The sequence below is a fragment of the Streptomyces sp. NPDC001415 genome (genome assembly GCF_053597395.1).
Genome location: NZ_JBSFIE010000004.1, coordinates 120,367 through 139,147, shown reverse-complemented (window position 1 = coordinate 139,147; position 18,781 = coordinate 120,367). Strand labels below are relative to the sequence as shown.

Sequence of the window (18,781 nt, the reverse complement as noted above, 5' to 3'; positions counted from 1 at the left end):
CGAAGGGGAAGCCATGACAGCGACGACCGACGGAAGCACCGGGGCCCCGCGCCCCCGGGCCGCCGCGGCCAGTGCAACAACCGGGGTCACCCCCGGCGCGGACGCGGTACTCGACGCCGCCCGGCAGGCCGCCGAACGCGGCGTCGAGCACCTGCTGGCGAGGCAGGACGCCCAGGGCTGGTGGAAGGGCGACCTGGAGACCAACGTCACCATGGACGCCGAGGACCTGCTGCTGCGTCAGTTCCTCGGGATCCAGGACGAGAAGACCCTCCGGGCGGCCGCCCTCTTCATCCGGGGCGAGCAGCGCGACGACGGAACCTGGGCCACCTTCTACGGCGGACCCGGAGAGCTGTCCACCACCATCGAGGCGTACGTCGCGCTCAGGCTGGCCGGAGACCGGCCCGAGGACGCGCACATGGCCCGCGCCTCCGCCTGGATCAGAGCACAGGGCGGGATCGCCGCCGCCCGGGTCTTCACCCGCATCTGGCTCGCCCTGTTCGGCTGGTGGAAGTGGGACGACCTTCCCGAGCTGCCGCCCGAGCTGATCTTCCTGCCCAAGTGGGTCCCGCTCAACATCTACGACTTCGGCTGCTGGGCCCGGCAGACCATCGTGCCGCTCACGGTGGTCTCGGCCAAGCGGCCGGTACGGCCCGCACCGTTCGCGCTGGATGAGCTGCACACCGACGCCCGACGGCCCAATCCGGTCAAACCCCTTGCTCCGGTGGCGAGTTGGAACGGCGCGTTCCAGCGGCTGGACAAGGTGCTGCACGCCTACCACAAGGTGGCCCCCCGCAAACTGCGCCGGACCGCGATGCGCAGCGCCGCCCGCTGGATCATCGAACGCCAGGAGAACGACGGCTGCTGGGGCGGCATCCAGCCCCCCGCCGTGTACTCGGTGATCGCCCTGCACCTGCTCGGCTACGACCTCCAACACCCCGTCATGCGGGCCGGGTTGGAGTCCTTGGACCGGTTCGCCGTGTGGCGCGAGGACGGGGCCCGGATGATCGAGGCCTGCCAGTCCCCGGTGTGGGACACCTGCCTGGCCGCCATCGCCCTCGCCGACGCGGGCGTACCGGCCGACCACCCCGCCCTCGTCAAGGCCGCCGACTGGATGCTCGACGAGGAGATCGCCCGGCCCGGCGACTGGGCCGTGCGTCGTCCTCAACTCCCGCCGGGTGGCTGGGCGTTCGAGTTCCACAACGACAACTACCCCGACATCGACGACACCGCCGAGGTGATCCTGGCGCTGCGCCGCGTCAAGCACCCGCGGCAGGAGCGGGTCGATGCGGCGATCGCCCGGGGGGTGCGCTGGAGCCTCGGCATGCAGTCGAAGAACGGAGCCTGGGGTGCGTTCGACGCCGACAACACCAGCGCCTTCCCCGACCGGCTGCCCTTCTGCGACTTCGGCGAGGTCATCGACCCGCCGTCGGCCGACGTCACCGCGCACGTCGTGGAGATGCTCGCCTACGAGGGAAAGTCGCACGATCCGCGCACCCGGCGCGGCATCGAGTGGCTGCTCGCCGAACAGGAGGCGAACGGCGCCTGGTTCGGGCGCTGGGGCGTCAACTACGTATACGGCACAGGGTCGGTGGTGCCGGCGCTGACCGCAGCCGGGATCCCCGCCTCACACCCCGCGATCCGCCGCGCGGTCGGCTGGCTGGAATCCGTGCAGAACGACGACGGCGGCTGGGGCGAGGACCTGCGCTCGTACGGCGAGACCGAATGGATGGGCCGCGGCCCCTCCACCGCCTCGCAGACCGCCTGGGCGCTGCTCGCGCTGCTCGCGGCGGGGGAGCGGGACGGCAAGGCCGCCGAGCGCGGCATCGCCTGGCTCGCCGAGACCCAGCGCGAGGACGGCTCCTGGGACGAGCCGTACTTCACCGGCACGGGGTTCCCCCGGGACTTCTCGATCAACTACCACCTCTACCGGCAGGTCTTCCCGCTGACCGCGCTCGGCCGCTACGTCCATGGAGAACCGTTCTCCCCCAGCGGCACCAAGGGGAGTTGATGGACACACCCCAGGCCCCGCAGCCCGTGCCGATGGTGATCGCCTGTGCACTCACCATCGAACGGCTCGCGCTGCGCGGCGCCCGCGGCGACTCGGCGGGGCCCGTCACCGTGCTGCGCAGCGGCATGGGCCCCAAGGCCGCCGAGCGCGCCGTCGTCCAGACGCTCGGCGCGGACCGGATGCGCGACGCGGCGGTCATCGCCTCAGGCTTCTGCGCCGGCCTCGTCCCCGGGATGCACCCCGGGGACCTGGTCGTCGCCGAGGAAACCCGCGACCCGCGGGGCACCACGGTGTGCACCGACACCGAGGTGCTGGCCAAGGCGCTCGCCGAGGCACTGCCGGGCCGCACCGTCCACACCGGACCGCTCACCGGGTCCGACCACGTCGTACGGGGCCCCGAGCGGGCCGATCTGAGGGCGACCGGGGCGATCGCGGTGGACATGGAGTCCGCCGCCACCCTGTGGGCCGCCCAGCAGGCCGGATCGCGCCCGGTTGCGGCCGTCCGGGTGGTCGTGGACGCTCCAGAACATGAACTCGTCCGGATTGGCACGGTGCGCGGTGGAATATCAGCCTTCCGCGTTCTTCGTGCCGTCCTTCCCGCTTTCTTTGAATGGCACCGTTCTTTGCTGCTCCCCAGGAGGTGAGCCAGATGGCCATGCCGCTTCGTCAGTCCATCAGGGTCGGGACCTATCTCTTTGAACAGAAGTTGCGCAGGCGTGAGAAGTTCCCGCTGATCGTTGAGCTGGAACCGCTCTTCGCCTGCAACCTGAAATGCGAGGGCTGCGGAAAGATCCAGCATCCGGCCGGGATCCTGAAGCAGCGGATGCCGGTGGCGCAGGCCGTCGGAGCGGTCCTGGAATCCGGTGCGCCGATGGTCTCCATCGCGGGCGGCGAGCCGCTGATGCACCCTCAGATCGATGAGATCGTGCGGCAGTTGGTGGCAAAGAGGAAGTACGTCTTCCTGTGCACCAACGCGCTCCTGATGCGCAAGAAGCTGGAGAAGTTCAAGCCGTCGCCGTACTTCGCCTTCGCCGTGCACATCGACGGGCTGCGCGAGCGGCACGACGAGTCGGTGGCGAAGGAGGGCGTGTTCGACGAGGCCGTGGAGGCGATCAAGGAGGCCAAGCGGCAGGGCTTCCGGGTCACCACCAACTCGACCTTCTTCAACACCGACACCCCGCAGACCATCATCGAGGTGCTCAACTTCCTCAACGACGACCTCAAGGTCGACGAGATGATGATCTCGCCCGCGTACGCCTACGAGAAGGCACCCGACCAGGAGCACTTCCTGGGCGTCGAGCAGACCAGGGAGCTCTTCAAGAAGGCGTTCGCCGGCGGCAACCGGGCGCGCTGGCGGCTCAACCACTCGCCGCTCTTCCTGGACTTCCTGGAGGGCAAGGCCGACTTCCCGTGCACGGCGTGGGCGATCCCCAACTACTCGCTCTTCGGCTGGCAGCGGCCCTGCTACCTGATGAGCGACGGGTACGTGCCGACGTACCGGCAGCTCGTCGAGGAGACCGACTGGGACAAGTACGGCCGCGGCAAGGACGACCGGTGCGCGAACTGCATGGCGCACTGCGGCTACGAGCCGACCGCCGTGCTCGCCACCATGGGGTCGCTGAAGGAGTCGCTCCGGGCGGTCCGCGAGACCGTCCAGGGAAACCGCGGGTGATGTCGTGAGCCTCGGAGAGCCGGTCTCCCTGGGGCTCCCCGCGCTGCCGGCCCGGCCGCTGGCGGTGCGCCGCCCCTCGCGGCGCATCCAGGTCGGTTCGGTGGCGGTCGGCGGGGACGCACCCGTCTCGGTGCAGTCCATGACCACGACGAGGACGTCGGACATCGGTGCGACGTTGCAGCAGATCGCCGAGTTGACGGCGTCCGGCTGTCAGATCGTGCGGGTGGCGTGTCCGACGCAGGACGATGCCGATGCGCTGGCGACGATCGCGCGGAAGTCGCAGATCCCGGTGATCGCGGACATTCACTTCCAGCCGAAGTACGTGTTCGCGGCGATCGACGCGGGGTGTGCGGCGGTGCGGGTGAATCCGGGCAACATCAAGCAGTTCGACGACAAGGTCAAGGAGATCGCGCTTGCGGCGAAGGACGCGGGCACGCCGATCCGGATCGGTGTGAACGCGGGCTCGCTGGACGCGCGGCTGCTGAAGAAGTACGGCAGGGCGACGCCGGAGGCGCTGGTCGAGTCTGCGCTGTGGGAGGCGTCCCTCTTCGAGGAGCACGGCTTCCGCGACATCAAGATCTCGGTGAAGCACAACGATCCGGTCGTGATGGTGAACGCCTACCGTCAGCTGGCCGCGCAGTGCGACTACCCGCTGCACCTGGGGGTGACCGAGGCGGGCCCGGCCTTCCAGGGCACGATCAAGTCGGCGGTGGCCTTCGGCGCGCTGCTCGCCGAGGGCATCGGTGACACCATCCGGGTCTCGCTGTCCGCGCCTCCCGCCGAGGAGATCAAGGTCGGTATCCAGATCCTGGAGTCGCTGAATCTGCGGCAGCGCCGGCTGGAGATCGTGTCGTGTCCTTCGTGCGGGCGCGCCCAGGTGGATGTGTACAAGCTGGCCGAGGAGGTCACGGCGGGTCTGGAGGGCATGGAGGTTCCGCTGCGCGTGGCGGTGATGGGCTGTGTGGTGAACGGTCCGGGCGAGGCGCGTGAGGCCGATCTGGGTGTGGCGTCGGGCAACGGCAAGGGGCAGATCTTCGTGAAGGGCGAGGTCATCAAGACGGTCCCGGAGTCGAAGATCGTGGAGACGCTGATCGACGAGGCGATGAAGATCGCGGAGCAGATGGAGAAGGACGGCATCACGTCGGGGCGGCCCGACGTCGCCGTGCGTTGAACATGAGCGTGATGGTGGGCTGAACAGGATTCGGAAGAGGGGGCCCGAGCATGACGATCTTGGAGAACATCCGGGGGCCGCAAGACCTGCGAACGCTGAACCAGGCCGAACTCGGTGAACTCGCCCAGGAAATAAGGGAGTTCCTGATCCAGGCGGTGGCGCGCACCGGGGGCCATCTGGGGCCCAATCTGGGGGTGGTGGAGCTCTCCATCGCCCTGCACCGGGCCTTTGAATCGCCGGTCGACCGCATCCTGTGGGACACCGGGCACCAGAGCTACGTACACAAACTGCTCACCGGGCGGCAGGACTTCTCGAAGCTGCGCACCAAGGGCGGCCTTTCCGGCTATCCCTCGCGCGCCGAGTCCGAGCACGATGTCATCGAGAACAGCCACGCCTCCACCGTGCTCGGCTGGGCGGACGGGCTCGCCAAGGCCAACGAGGTGCTCGGCCGGGACGGCCACGTCGTCGCCGTCATCGGGGACGGCGCGCTCACCGGCGGCATGGCCTGGGAGGCGCTCAACAACATCGCCGCCGCCCGGGACCGCCCGCTGATCATCGTCGTCAACGACAACGAGCGCTCGTACGGGCCGACCATCGGCGGGCTCGCCAACCACCTGGCCACCCTGCGCACCACGGACGGCTACGAGCGGATCCTGGCCTGGGGCAAGGACGTGCTCCAGCACACCCCCGTCGTAGGGCGGCCCCTGTACGAGTCGCTGCACGGCGCGAAGAAGGGCTTCAAGGACGCGTTCGCCCCGCAGGGCATGTTCGAGGACCTCGGTCTGAAGTACGTCGGACCCATCGACGGGCACAGCACCGAGGCCGTCGAATCGGCGCTGCGGCGGGCACAGCGCTTCCACGGGCCGGTACTCGTGCACTGCCTGACCGAGAAGGGCCGCGGCTATCAGCCCGCCCTGGACGACGAGGCGGACCGGTTCCACACGGTCAACGCGATGGACCCCTTGACATGTGAACCGCTGGCTCCGTCCAACGGGCCTTCCTGGACCGCCGTGTTCGGCGACGAGCTCGTCCAACTGGGCGCCGAGCGGCCGGACATCGTCGCCATCACCGCCGCCATGCTGCACCCGACGGGCCTCAGCAGGTTCGCCGAGCGCTTCCCGGACCGGGTGTGGGACGTCGGGATCGCCGAGCAGCACGCGGCGGTCTCCGCGGCCGGGCTCGCCACCGGCGGCCTGCACCCGGTCGTCGCCGTGTACGCGACCTTCCTCAACCGGGCCTTCGACCAGGTCCTGATGGATGTCGCGCTGCACAGGTGCGGGGTGACGTTCGTCCTCGACCGGGCCGGGGTGACCGGCGTCGACGGGCCCTCCCACAACGGCATGTGGGACCTGTCGATGCTCCAGGTCGTGCCCGGGCTGAGGATCGCCGCGCCGCGCGACGCCGGCCAGTTGCGGGCCCAACTGCGCGAGGCTGTGGACGTCGACGACGCGCCGACGGTGCTGCGTTTCCCCAAGGAGTCCGTCGGGCCCGACATCCCGGCCGTGGCCAGGATCGGCGGCATGGACGTGCTGCGTCGGGACAGCCGGGACGAAGCCGCCGACGTGCTGCTCGTCGCGGTCGGGGTGCTCGCGCCGGTATGTCTCCAGGCCGCCGAGCTGCTCGCCGGGCGCGGCATCAGATGTACCGTCGTCGACCCGCGCTGGGTCAAACCCGTCGACGAACAGCTCGCCCCGCTGGCCGCGCGGCACCGCCTGGTCGCCGTGGTCGAGGACAACATCCGCACCGGCGGCGTCGGTTGGGCCGTCGGACAGGCCCTGCGGGACGCCGGAGTGGATGTGCCGCTGCGCGGCTTCGGCATCCCCGAACAGTTCCTCGCGCACGCCAAGCGCGGCGAGGTGCTCGCCGACATCGGGCTCACCCCGGTGGAGGTGGCGGGACGGATCGGCGCCGCCCTCGCGGCCACGGAGGAAGCCGCCGCGGCGGCCGAGAAGGAGAACGACGCATGACCGACGGTGAGCCGCAGGGCTTCGCAGCACCCGATCCCGAGGCCGACGGGTTCGCAGTACCGACCCCCGAAGCCCCTCAGGGCAAGGGCTTCGACCTGACGCGGCTCCTCGCCGAGCGCGGGGCCGAACGCTACGAACTGCACACCAGATACCTCAACCACCAACTCCCGCGGATGCTGCACACCATCGGCTTCGACAAGGTCTACGAGCGGGCCGAAGGCGCCTACTTCTGGGACTCCGAGGGCAACGACTACCTCGACATGCTCGCGGGCTTCGGCGTGATGGGCCTCGGCCGCCACCACCCCGTCGTCCGCAAGGCCCTGCACGACGTCCTGGACGCCTCGCTCGCGGACCTGACCCGGTTCGACTGCCAGCCGCTCCCCGGCCTGCTCGCCGAGAAGCTCCTCGCGCACAGCCCGCACCTGGACCGGGTGTTCTTCGGCAACAGCGGCACCGAGGCCGTCGAGACCGCCCTCAAGTTCGCCCGGTACGCCACCGGAAAGCCCAGGATCCTGTACTGCTCGCACGCCTTCCACGGCCTGACGACGGGCTCGCTCTCGGTCAACGGGGAGTCCGGCTTCCGCGACGGCTTCGCCCCGCTGCTGCCCGACACGGCGCTGCCGCTCGGTGATCTGGCCGCCCTGGAAAGGGAGTTGAGGCGCGGCGACGTAGCCGCCCTCATCGTCGAGCCGATCCAGGGCAAGGGCGTCCACGAGGCGCCGCCCGGCTATCTGCTCGCCGCGCAGGACCTCCTGCGCCGGCACAAGGCCCTGCTCATCGCCGACGAGGTGCAGACGGGCCTCGGCCGTACCGGCGACTTCTACGCCTACCAGCACGACCAGGGCGTCGAACCGGACCTGGTGTGCGTCGCGAAGGCGCTCTCGGGCGGCTATGTGCCGGTCGGCGCCACCCTCGGCAAGGAGTGGATCTTCAAGAAGGTCTACTCGTCGATGGACCGGGTCCTGGTCCACTCGGCCAGCTTCGGCTCCAACGCCCAGGCGATGGCGGCCGGGCTCGCCGTGCTCGCGGTCATGGAGGACGAGGGGATCGTCGAGAACGCGCGCACCGTCGGCGACCTGCTGCGCACCCGGCTCGCCGCCCTGACCGACCGATACGAGCTCCTCTCGGACGTACGCGGCCGCGGCCTCATGATCGGCATCGAGTTCGGCCGGCCCAACTCGCTGAAGCTGCGCGGCCGTTGGACCATGCTCCAGGCCGCCCGCAAGGGCCTCTTCGCGCAGATGGTCGTCGTGCCGCTGCTCCAGAAGCACCGGATCCTCACCCAGGTCTCCGGCGACCACCTGGAAGTGATCAAGCTGATTCCGCCGCTGACCATCACCGAGCGCGAGGTCGACCGGTTCGTCGGGGCGTTCACCGCCGTCATGGACGACGCACACGGCGGGGGCGGACTCATGTGGGACTTCGGCCGGACCCTGGTGAAGCAGGCGGTCGCCAACCGGTAAGAGCTGTCGCCGGCCGATAAGACTCAGCGTTTTTGCCTCAGAGGCAAAAAGTTTGCCCCTGAGGCAAGGGCCTGTCTGAATGGAGTGCATGAGCACTCCTGCCGACGATGTCGCGGCGCTCCCGGGCGTCGCCACGCGGCTGCGCGAACTGCGCCGCCGCCGCGGTCTCACCCTGGAGGCCGCCGCCCAGCGAGCCGGCCTCTCGCCCGCGCACCTCTCCCGGCTGGAAACGGGCGCCCGCCAGCCCTCGCTGCCGATGCTGCTGGGGCTCGCCCGCATCTACGGTACGACGGTTTCCGAGCTGCTCGGTGAGATGCCGCCCGAGCGCGAGCCCGTGATCCGGGCCGGACGGGCCGCACCGCGCGAGGCCGACGGCTGGACGTACCACCAGACCGGCGGCCCGGGCCGCGCCATGCAGGCGCTGCGCGTCGAGGTCCCGTACGGCACCCAGCGCGAACTCGTCCGGGTCCACCCCGGTGAGGAGTGGCTCTACGTCCTGACCGGGCGGCTCCGGCTCAGTCTCGGGGACGCCACCCATGAACTCGACCCGGGCGACAGCGCGCACTTCGACTCGCTCACCCCGCACCGGATCTCCGCCGCCTCGCACGGCGGAGCCGAGTTCCTCTTCGTGCACACCCTGCTGCAGAGCCCCGATCCGCATCCGCACCACCCGCACAGCTGAGAGGACGGACCCGACATGTCCGAGCACGAGAGCGCGCCCGCGACGGCGCCCCGCAAGAACATCGAGGAGACCGCGGAGACCAAGTTCCCCAGGGGCCTGGTCGTGCGGCTCTTCGCCTACCTCGTCGCCGGCCACCTCTTCGCGGGCTTCCTCTACCTGCTCTTCGAGGTGGGTGGGAACTAGCGCCCGCTCCGGTCGCTCAGACCGCGCCGTCCAGGAGCCGGTCGCGCAGGCGCTCGCGGGTCTCGGGAGCCAGCTTCAGACCCTCGGAGAAGTAGCGGTCGGTGGTGCCCCAGGTCTCCTCGACGGCGTCGAACGCGGCGTGCAGATAGCTCGCGCGGGCATCGAAGAGGGGGCTCAGGAGCTCCATCACCTCGGGCGACATCGCATCCGCGGACGTGCTGGTGCGACGCACCTTGTAGCGGCGGTGCGGGTCGTTGGACTTGAGGTAGTCCGCCTCGATGGCGTCCCGCTCGACGCCGACCGCGAGCAGCGCCACCGCGATCGACAGGCCCGCCCGGTCCTTGCCCGCGGCGCAGTGCATCAGCGCGGGGACGCTGTCCTCGGCGAGCGCGTGCAGCACCCGGCTGTGCTCGGCGGTGCGCTGGGTGATGATCTCGCGGTACACGTGGATCATCCGGTCCGCGCCCTTGGTCCCCGACAGCGCGGAGCGCAGATCGTCGAGGTCGCCGTCGCGGACCATCTTCCAGAACTCGGCCCCGTCGGCCGGATCCGTCATCGGGATGTTGACGTTGCGCACACCCGGCAGCGCGATGTCCGGCCCCTCCAGCTTCTGGTCCCCGGCGTTGCGGAAGTCGAAGACGGTGTGCAGGCCCAGGGTGGAGAGGTAGGCCGCGTCCGCCTCGGTGGCGTGGGCGAGGTGCCCGCTGCGGAAGAGCCGCCCGGCGCGTACCCGCAGCCCGTCCACGGTCGGCAACCCGCCCACGTCACGGAAGTTGCGCACCCCCGAAAGCTCGGGCTCTGTCGCGGGGACCTGTGGAATCTGCTGGGTCACGGGGACTCCTGACGTCGATCCTTGATGGCGCGGCCTGCGCGTCTGTCGACGATACGACATGCGTTCCTGGGGCAACCATCTTCCTGTGTGCCGCACAGGCTTGCCCAGGGTGGCTCCCCACCCCGATCATGTGCGTACATGTGCGGATCTGGGGGTCGGGATGATTGAGATCGGTGACAACGGACGCCTTTGGCTGCTTTCCGGGCGGACCAGCAGCTATGCGCTGCACCTCACGGACCAGGACGAGCTGCTGCACCTCCACTGGGGCCCCCGGATCCCGATGGAAGCCGCGACAGCCCTGTCCCGCGAGCCACTCGCACCCCACTGGCCCTTCGAGTCCCGCACGGACGGACTGGAGGAGTACCCGGTGGAAGGGGGACCCCGCTTCGTGCGCCCCGCGCTCTCCGTAAGGGCAGGTGAGGCGCGGGGCACGGCCTGGGACTTCACGGGCTCGGACGTCGACGGCGACGAACTGCGGCTGCGCTTCACCGACCCCGTGAACGGCCTCGGGCTCACCCTGCACTACCGGATGCGGGACGGCTTCGACGTCGTCGAGCGCTGGGTGACCGCAAGCCACCAAGGGGCCGACGGCGCAATGGAGTTGCTGCGCGCGGACGCCGCCACCTGGACACTGCCCGAGCGCGACGGGTGGCGGCTCTCCCAGCTGCACGGCCGCTGGGCCGCCGAGTCCCGTCTCGTACGCTCCGATCTCACCCCCGGTGAGAAGGTGCTCGGCAGCCGGCGCGGGCACACCGGACACCAGCACCTGCCCTGGGTCGCCCTCGACGCGGACGGCACCGCGACCGAGGAGAGCGGTGAGGTGTACGGCTGCGCGCTCGGCTGGTCGGGGTCCTGGCGCATCGCCGTCCACCACCTGCCCGACGGCCGGGTGCAGATCAACGGCGGTGCGGGATACGACGATTCGGGGCTCATGCTGCTCCCGCCCGGCGAGTCGTACACCTCGCCCGTGTTCGCCGGGCTGTGGAGCGGCGCCGGGTTCGGGGGAGCGAGCCGGCAGTGGCACGCCTGGCAGCTGGCCCATGTGATCCCGCGCGCCGGGCAGCCGCGGCCGGTGCTGTACAACTCGTGGGAGGCCACCCTCTTCGACATCTCCGAGGACCAGCAGCGCGCCCTCGCCCGGCGGGCCGCCGACATGGGCGTCGAGCTGTTCGTGGTCGACGACGGCTGGTTCGGCGCGCGCACCCACGACGCCGCCGGGCTCGGCGACTGGATTCCCAACTCCACCCGCTTTCCCGGTGGGTTGAAGCCGCTGGCCGACGAAGTGCACGGCCTGGGCATGCAGTTCGGGATCTGGGTCGAGCCCGAAATGGTCAACCCTGACAGCGACCTCTACCGCGCCCACCCCGACTGGGTGCAGTTCCAGCCCGGCCGCGCCCGCACCGAGTTCCGCAACCAGCTCGTCCTCAACCTCGCCCGCAAGGATGTACAGGATCATCTGTGGGAGCAGCTGGACGGGCTGCTCTCCAGCGCCCCGATCGACTATGTGAAGTGGGACTTCAACCGCTGCTTCACCGATGCCGGCTGGCCCGGGGAGCCGTATCCGCAGAAGCTGTGGGTCGAGCATGTGCACGCGTTCTACGCGCTGGTGGACCGGCTGCGCGCCGCCCACCCCCACGTCGCCTTCGAGTCCTGCTCGGGCGGCGGAGGACGCATCGACCTCGGGGTGCTCTCCCGCACCGACCAGGTGTGGACCTCCGACAACACCGACCCCCTCGACCGGCTCGCCATCCAGCACGGCTTCAGCCAGCTGCACCCCGCCCGGGTCATGGCCGCCTGGGTGACCGACAGTCCCAACACCCAGCTCAACGGGCGCGTCAGCAGCCTCCGCTTCCGCTTCGTGAGCGCGATGGCCGGGGTGCTCGGCGTGGGCGGCGACCTGACCCGCTGGAGCCCGGCCGAACTCGCCGAGGCCCGCGACTGGGTGGCGCTGTACAAGGAGATCAGACCGGTCGTGCAACTCGGCGCCCAGTACCGGCTGCGGGCGCCCGGCGGCGGTCTCGGCGCGGTCCAGTACACGCGGGGCGACGACAGCGTCGTACTGGCCTGGCTCCAGGCCCAGCACTACGGGGAGCCGCCGCCCGCCGTCAGGCTGCGCGGGCTCGATCCGGCCGCCTCCTACGCGTGCCCGGAGACCGGGACCGTATACAGCGGGGCCGTGCTGCTCCATCGGGGGCTCGCCACCGGGCTTCGCGGGGACCTGGATGCGGCCGTGTTCCGGCTGCGCAGGGCATGAGAGCGCTCTCATGTGCCCCGCATGACTGGACTCGGCCATCAACCCCCTTGGTCTGTGGGGCAGTTGAGGCGTAAAGGTGATGCCTCCGACCACCTCGCGGGACGGCCGGAGCCCATCGCGCCCCGGCCGCCAGCGCCGGTCCCGGTTGTTGTACGCCGATGCAAATAGCGGCCCGAGATCGAACAACAGGCCCGAAACTGGCATATCCCGCCCCACCCGGTGCCGAGTAGCGTCGCTGCTCCCCGCCCACGGTTGGGAGGAGCCGGACCATGACCGATCCCTGGCAGCACGAGAAGTACGAGCAGTACGAGGGAGGAAGCCCGGAGGCCGAGCGGAAGGTCTTCGAGGAGCTCGCCCAGCGCATCGTACGGATCCAGCGCATCAACCAGGAGACCGGTCGACTACCGGGCCCCGACCGGGCGTTCCACGCCAAGACGACCATCGCGGTCGAGAACGCCCGGGTGCGCTTCCACACCGATCTGCCCCTGAGCCTGCGCGAGGGCTTCGTCCAGCCGGGCGCCGAGTACCCGGCCATCGTGCGGTACTCGAACGCGGCCGGAGTGCCGGCCGCCGACGCCGCGCAGGACCTGCGGGGCATCGCCGTGCGCATCGTCGTCGATGACGACGAACGGCACGACCTCCTCATGCTCAACATCCCCGCGTCGCACGCCGCCAACGCCCGCGAGTTCGTCGAGTTCTCCGAGGTCATGGCGGGTGCGAGCGGCACCGCGCAGGTCGCCTACCGCTTCCTGGTGAAGCTGCCGCGCGCGGTCGGCAGGCCGGCCGCGACCCGGATGCGCAAGACCCTCCAGAAGGCCGTCTCGCGCAAGATCGGCAGCCTCTCCCAGGAGCGGTACTGGAGCCAGGCCCCGATCCTGTGGGGCGACGCGGGCCCCGTCCAGTACCAGCTGCGGCCCAGCCCCGGCGGGCCCCCGGCTCCGAAGCCCGACCGCTCCGACCAGCACCGGCTGCGCACCGAGCTCGCGGCCCGGCTGCGCGAGCGGGACGTCGTGTACGAGCTGTGCCTGCAGCGCTTCGTGGACGAGGCCACCACGCCGGTGGAGAACGCCTCGGTGGAGTGGCCCGAGGACGTGGCGCCGCCGGTGCCCGTCGCGACGCTCACCATCCCGCGCCAGGACCTCGACTCCAACGAAGCCGCCGCCGTCACCCGCCGCGTCGAGCAGCTCGTCTTCACGCCGTGGCGCACCACGGACGCCTTCCGGCCGCTCGGCAACCTCAACCGTTCGCGCGACTTGGCCTACGGGGCGAGCAGCGCCCGCAGGCTCGGCCAGGAGTAGGGGCCCAAGCCCCGCGCCGAGCCGCCCCGCCAACGACTCGTTCCGCCTCGATGGGAGTGGACCATGCCGAAGAAACGCGCATCGGCCGCAGCGACCAGCACCGCCCGGCCCGCGGCCCTGTACGGCCTCGCCGGGATCCGGCTCCTGAACGGGGCGGCCGGCCTCATCGCGCCCGCCCTGCTCATCCACCGCCTCGACCGCGACTCCGAACCCAATCCCGCGGCCGTGTACGCTTTCCGGCTCTTCGGGATCCGCACCATCCTGCTCGGCCTCGACCTGCTCACCAACCGCGGCGAACGCCTGGAGCAGGACCTCCGCGAGGGCGTCCTCATCCACGCCTCCGACACCCTGACCGCCGCCATGCTCGGCATCAAGGGCCTGCTGCCGCCCCGTACCGCGGCGATGACCACGTTGATCTCCGCGACCAACACCGCGCTCGCCGTCAGCGCGCTGGGCGACGGGGCCAGGGAGAAGAAGTGACGGGCGCGGACTACGACTACATCGTGGTCGGCGCGGGGGCGGGAGGCGGCCCGCTCGCCGCGAACCTGGCCGAGGCCGGCATGAAGGTCCTCCTCATCGACGCGGGCGGCGAGCACGAGAACGACAACTACCTGGTGCCCGCCTTCCACGGGGACGCCTCCGAGGACCCGGTCCAGTGCTGGAACTACTACGTACGCCACTACGCGAACGAGGAGCAGCACCAGCGCGACACCAAAGCGGTCGCGGGCAAGGGCATCCTCTATCCGCGGGCGGGCGCCGTCGGTGGCTGCACCGCACACCACGCGATGATCACGGTCTACCCCTACAACCGGGACTGGGACGCCATCGCCGAGGCGACCGGCGACCAGTCCTGGCGGGCCGAGGCCATGCGCGGCTACTTCGAGCGCATCGAGCGCTGCGGCTACCGCCCCCGGCCCAAGCGGCTGCCCGCCAATCCACTCCTCGCCGCGGTCCTCAAGGCGCTTCCGTTCGTCTCCGACCGGTATCTGAACCGCTCAAGGCACGGCTTCGACGGCTGGCTGCCCACCCATCTCGCCGACCCGGCCCTGATTGTCCAGGACAAGCAGCTCCTCAAGGTCATCCTCACCGCCGCCGAGGGCGAGTTGGCCGACTTCCTCGGCCGCCCGCTCTCACCCCTCGAAGGCCTGGGCGCGGCCGTCGACCCCAACGACTGGCGGGTGCAGACCCTGGGCCTCGAAGGGCTGTGGCAGATCCCGCTGTCGACCGACCGGGGCAGGCGCAGCGCGGCCCGCGAACGCATCCGGGCGGCCCGCACCACACACCCCGACAACCTGACCGTCCGCACCGACGTCCTCGTCACCCGCGTGCTCCTCGACGACGCGGGAGCGGCAGCCGGAGTGGAGTTCATCGACACCGCACGCGCCTACCGCGCCGACCCGGCGGCCTCGTACGAGCCCCAACTCCCGCCCCTGGTAAGGCTGGCGGCCCGCCGCGAGGTGATCCTGTGCGCGGGCGCCTTCAACACCCCGCAGCTGCTCATGCTCTCCGGCATCGGGCCGCGCCAGGAGCTGGAGCGGCACGGCATCCCCGTACGCCTCGACCTCCAGGGCGTCGGCGGCAACCTCCAGGACCGCTACGAGGTGGGCGTCGTCAGCCGCATGGCGAAGGAATTCCCGATCGTCAAGGACTGCACCTTCCACGCGCCGGAGCCGGGTGCCACCCCCGACCGCTGCTACCGGGCCTGGCAGCGCGGAGAGGGGCTCTACACCAGCAACGGCTCGGTCGTCGGGATCACCCGCAAGTCACGGCCCGGCCTGGACGCACCCGACCTGTTCCTGTTCGGGTTCCCCGCCGACTTCCGCGGCTACTACCCCGGTTACTCCAAGGAGAACCTGCGCCACAAGGACCGGTTCACCTGGGCGATCCTCAAGGCGCACACCCACAACAGCGGGGGAGCGGTGCGGCTCCGCTCGGCCGACCCGCGCGACACCCCCGTGGTGAACTTCCACTACTTCGCCGAAGGCACCGACAAGGACGGCGTCGACCTGGAGGCGATGACGGATGCCGTCGAATTCGTCCGCGGCATGAACCGCCGTGCGGGGGACTCGATCAGCGAGGAGCTCTGGCCCGGGAAGGACATCAACTCCCGTGACCAGGTGCGGAGTTGGGTGCAGGACGAGGCCTGGGGGCACCACGCCTCGTGCAGCTGCCCGATGGGCGCCGACGGGGACCCCGCGGCCGTCGTCGACAGCCGGTTCCGGGTCCGCGGCGTCGACCGGCTGCGCATCGTGGACGCCTCCGTCTTCCCGCGCATCCCCGGCTTCTTCATCGCCACCCCGATCTACATGATCAGCGAGAAGGCGAGCGACGTGATCCTCGCCGACGCGCCACCACCACTGCCCCAAGGACAGCCCCAAGGGGGGAACCGATGAGCTCGTACCGCACCTCGTTGCCGTGGCGAATCGTCGTAGGCATCGCGGACTTCCTGGACGCCAGGATCGGCTGGGACAAACTGCCGCTGCCGCTCGGCCTCGGCACCCTCCTCGGACTGCGCGTCCGCTACCGCCAGGAGAACCTGCACGACACCAACAAGATCCCCGCGGTGAACGTGCCCGAACCGGTCCCGCCCAAGGACTCGTTCAAGGTCAACCGCACGGCCGACGGCAGCTACAACGACCTCGGCCAGCCTCGCATGGGCATGGCGGGCACCCGCTTCGGCCGCAACATCCCGCTCGACAAGATCCCCCCGGTCAGCCCCGCCGACGTGCTCTCCGAGCCCAACCCGCGCAAGGTCAGCCGCGAACTGCTCACCCGCGACACCTTCATCTCGGCCGACTCGGTCAACTCCCTGGTCGCCGCCTGGCTCCAGTTCATGGTCCGCGACTGGTTCAGCCACGGCACCGGAGTCTCCGACCGGCCCTGGACCGTGCCGCTGATGGACGACGACCCGTGGCCCGAGCGGCCCATGCAGATCATGCGGACCATGGACGACCCCACCCGCGATCCGCACGCCCCGGCCGGCACCCCCGACACCCGGATCAACGTCTTCTCGCACTGGTGGGACGCCTCCCAGATCTACGGCAGCACCGAGGACGAGCAGCGCGCCATGCGCACCGGCCAGCTCGGCAAGCTCCACCTGTGGGACGACGAGCGGATGCCCTTCCCCTCCGACCCCGCCCGGGACCCCTCGCGCGTGCCCGGCTTCTGGCTCGGACTCGCCCTGATGCAGAGCCTGTTCACCCGCGAGCACAACGCGATCTGCGACCACCTGCACGCCGCCTACCCCGGGTGGGACGACGAGGAGCTCTTCGAGCGTGGCCGGCTGATCAACGCCGCCCTCCTCGCCAAGATCCACACGGTGGAGTGGACCCCCGCCGTCATCAGCCACCCCACCACCGTCACCGCGCTGCACACCAACTGGTGGGGCCTGGCCGGGGAACGGGTCCACGACCTGTTCGGCCGGATCAGCAAGTCCGAGGTCATCAGCGGCATCCCGGGCGGCGAGACCGACCACTACGGCGTGCCGTACGCGCTGACCGAGGAGTTCGCCGCCGTCTACCGGATGCACCCGCTGATCCGCGACGACTGGGAACTGCGCGCCGCCAACGACAACACCACCCTGCGCAACGCCTCGTTCCGCGACATCGCGGGCCCCGAAGCCCTCAAGGTGCTCGGCTCCATCTCCACCACCGACCTCCTCTACAGCTTCGGTACGCTCCCCCCGGGGCTCGTCACCCTGCACAACTTCCCGAAGTTCCTCCAGGAATACGAGCGCCCCGACGGCCACCTCCAGGACCTCGCCGCCACCGACATCCTGCGCTCCCGCGAACTCGGCGTCCCCCGCTACAACGAGTTCCGCCGACTGCTGCGCATGAAGCCCGCCGAGCGCTTCGACGACCTGACCGACAACCCGCGGTGGGCGAAGCAGATCATGAAGGTGTACGAGGGCGACATCGAGAAGGTCGACCTGTCGGTCGGCATGTTCGCCGAGAAGCTCCCCAAGGGATTCGCGTTCAGCGACACCGCCTTCCGCATCTTCATCCTGATGGCGTCCCGGCGCCTCAACAGCGACCGCTTCTTCACCGAGTACTACACCCCCGAGGTGTACTCGAAGGCGGGCCTGAAGTGGATCGACGACAACAGCATGATGAGCGTGCTGTTGCGCCACCACCCCGAACTGCGCACCGCGCTCACCGGACTCAAGAACGCGTTCGCGCCGTGGAACGTCGCCGGACAGGAGTGAAGGGGGCGCCGCGATGACCAACGGTGAACGCAAGGCCGACGTCGTCCTCGAAGGCGGCGGCGTACGGGGCCTGGGATCAGCGGGCGCCGTCATCCGCCTCCTGGAGGACGGCTACACCTTCCCGCGTGCCGCCGGCACCTCCGTGGGAGCCATCGCGGCGGCGCTGGTCGCCGCCGGGGTGGGTGCCAAGGAACTGCGCGGCATCATGGACCGGCTCGACCTGAGCCGCATCCCGGACCGCCAGCCGCCCGGGGTGCCGCTGGTGAGCGAGGGCATGGCCCTGCTCGGCATGCGGGGCGCGTACCGCGGTGACTGGATCAGGGAGTGGATCGAGGAGGAGCTCGCCGAACTCGGCGTCACCACCTTCGCCGATCTGCGCACCGACGACCCGGGCGCCGACGCCGACCTGGCCGACGACCAGAAGTACAAACTGGTCGTGCTCGCCACCGACGTCACGCGCGGCAGGCTGCTCCGACTGCCCTGGGACTACCACCTGTTCGGGCTGAAGGCCGAGGAGCAGAAGGTCGCGGACGCCGTCCGCTGCTCGCTGTCCATCCCGTTCTACTTCCGGCCGTGCGCCCTGACCAACCCGGTCACCAAGGAGTCCTCGGTGATCGTGGACGGCGGCATCCTGTCCAACTTCGCGGTCGACATCTTCGACCGCAGGGACGGCAAGAAGTCGCGCTGGCCGACCTTCGGCGTGCGGATCATCCCCGATCTGCCGGCCGGGATCGCCAACCTGGCGCCGCTCGCCGCGCGCGTCATGTGGCCGCCGCTGGCGCTCCTCGAACAGGTCGTCACGACGGCCCTGGTCGGCCGCGACCAGACGTCGCTCGACCGGCCCGGGGTGCGGGAGCGCACGGTGGAGGTGGACTGCACGGGCGTCGGCATCACCGACTTCCGCATCGACGCGGAGGCCCGGGACGCGGTCGTGGAACAGGGCCGCAAGGCGGCCGGTGAATTCCTCGGACGCTGGAAGGGCTGACGCACGACCGAATTGAGTGCCATAGTGGGAAGCGACCCCTCATCTCCCGTAAAGAGATGGGG

The 18,781-nt window shown here is 70.3% G+C and carries 15 protein-coding genes; 14 read left to right on the top strand and 1 reads right to left on the bottom strand.

From position 1 onward, the window contains the following. Positions 1 to 13 precede the first annotated feature (13 nt). From shc to ACWC2B_RS06820, 8 genes are all read left to right on the top strand, one after another. Positions 14 to 2,008 carry a squalene--hopene cyclase gene (gene shc, locus ACWC2B_RS06855; RefSeq protein ID WP_450715376.1) on the top strand — a complete coding sequence of 665 codons (1,995 nt, stop codon included), beginning with the start codon at positions 14 to 16 and terminating at the stop codon, positions 2,006 to 2,008. After that, positions 2,008 to 2,652 carry a phosphorylase family protein gene (locus ACWC2B_RS06850; protein WP_450715375.1) on the top strand — a complete coding sequence of 215 codons (645 nt, stop codon included), beginning with the start codon at positions 2,008 to 2,010 and terminating at the stop codon, positions 2,650 to 2,652. Before shc ends, ACWC2B_RS06850 begins: the two co-directional genes overlap by 1 nt. Before the next feature lie 5 nt (positions 2,653 to 2,657). Further along, positions 2,658 to 3,680, top strand: a complete 1,023-nt coding sequence (hpnH, locus tag ACWC2B_RS06845) for an adenosyl-hopene transferase HpnH (protein ID WP_450715374.1) — start codon at positions 2,658 to 2,660, stop codon at positions 3,678 to 3,680. A 4-nt stretch (positions 3,681 to 3,684) separates the two neighbouring features. Then, positions 3,685 to 4,851, top strand: coding sequence for a flavodoxin-dependent (E)-4-hydroxy-3-methylbut-2-enyl-diphosphate synthase (gene ispG / locus ACWC2B_RS06840; protein WP_450715373.1), 1,167 nt, complete (start codon positions 3,685 to 3,687; stop codon positions 4,849 to 4,851). Positions 4,852 to 4,901: 50 nt separating this feature from the next. Beyond that, complete coding sequence (gene dxs / locus ACWC2B_RS06835) at positions 4,902 to 6,818, top strand: 1-deoxy-D-xylulose-5-phosphate synthase (protein ID WP_450715372.1); 1,917 nt, start codon at positions 4,902 to 4,904, stop codon at positions 6,816 to 6,818. After that, positions 6,815 to 8,281 (top strand): aspartate aminotransferase family protein, encoded by a 1,467-nt coding sequence (locus tag ACWC2B_RS06830; RefSeq protein ID WP_450715371.1) that lies wholly within the window; start codon positions 6,815 to 6,817, stop codon positions 8,279 to 8,281. Before dxs ends, ACWC2B_RS06830 begins: the two co-directional genes overlap by 4 nt. An 88-nt stretch (positions 8,282 to 8,369) precedes the next feature. Beyond that, positions 8,370 to 8,963 (top strand): helix-turn-helix domain-containing protein, encoded by a 594-nt coding sequence (locus ACWC2B_RS06825; RefSeq protein WP_450715370.1) that lies wholly within the window; start codon positions 8,370 to 8,372, stop codon positions 8,961 to 8,963. A 15-nt stretch (positions 8,964 to 8,978) separates the two neighbouring features. Continuing rightward, a complete protein-coding gene (locus ACWC2B_RS06820; RefSeq protein ID WP_450715369.1) occupies positions 8,979 to 9,146 on the top strand; it encodes a DUF6126 family protein in 168 nt (55 codons plus the stop codon). A 16-nt stretch (positions 9,147 to 9,162) separates the two neighbouring features. On the opposite strand, the gene ACWC2B_RS06815 is transcribed toward ACWC2B_RS06820, so the two are convergent. After that, positions 9,163 to 9,978, bottom strand: coding sequence for a tyrosine-protein phosphatase (locus ACWC2B_RS06815; protein WP_450715368.1), 816 nt, complete (start codon positions 9,976 to 9,978; stop codon positions 9,163 to 9,165). 160 nt (positions 9,979 to 10,138) lie between these two features. Between ACWC2B_RS06815 and ACWC2B_RS06810 the strand changes: the two genes are divergently transcribed. The 6 genes from ACWC2B_RS06810 (at position 10,139) to ACWC2B_RS06785 (ending at position 18,719) form a co-directional block, all read left to right on the top strand. After that, positions 10,139 to 12,232 carry an alpha-galactosidase gene (locus ACWC2B_RS06810; protein ID WP_450715367.1) on the top strand — a complete coding sequence of 698 codons (2,094 nt, stop codon included), beginning with the start codon at positions 10,139 to 10,141 and terminating at the stop codon, positions 12,230 to 12,232. Between the two features lie 269 nt (positions 12,233 to 12,501). Beyond that, positions 12,502 to 13,530: a hypothetical protein gene (locus ACWC2B_RS06805; RefSeq protein WP_450715366.1), complete on the top strand. Its 1,029-nt coding sequence runs from the start codon at positions 12,502 to 12,504 to the stop codon at positions 13,528 to 13,530. Between the two features lie 63 nt (positions 13,531 to 13,593). Next, positions 13,594 to 14,010, top strand: coding sequence for a hypothetical protein (locus ACWC2B_RS06800; protein ID WP_450715365.1), 417 nt, complete (start codon positions 13,594 to 13,596; stop codon positions 14,008 to 14,010). Next, entirely contained in the window at positions 14,007 to 15,923 is a 1,917-nt protein-coding gene (locus tag ACWC2B_RS06795; protein WP_450715364.1) for a GMC family oxidoreductase, read from the top strand. The genes ACWC2B_RS06800 and ACWC2B_RS06795 overlap by 4 nt, the downstream gene beginning before the upstream one ends. Then, complete coding sequence (locus tag ACWC2B_RS06790; protein ID WP_450715363.1) at positions 15,920 to 17,734, top strand: peroxidase family protein; 1,815 nt, start codon at positions 15,920 to 15,922, stop codon at positions 17,732 to 17,734. The genes ACWC2B_RS06795 and ACWC2B_RS06790 overlap by 4 nt, the downstream gene beginning before the upstream one ends. A gap of 13 nt (positions 17,735 to 17,747) precedes the next feature. Continuing rightward, on the top strand, positions 17,748 to 18,719 hold the full coding sequence (locus ACWC2B_RS06785) for a patatin-like phospholipase family protein (RefSeq protein ID WP_450715362.1): 972 nt from the start codon (positions 17,748 to 17,750) through the stop codon (positions 18,717 to 18,719). Positions 18,720 to 18,781: the final 62 nt, after the last annotated feature.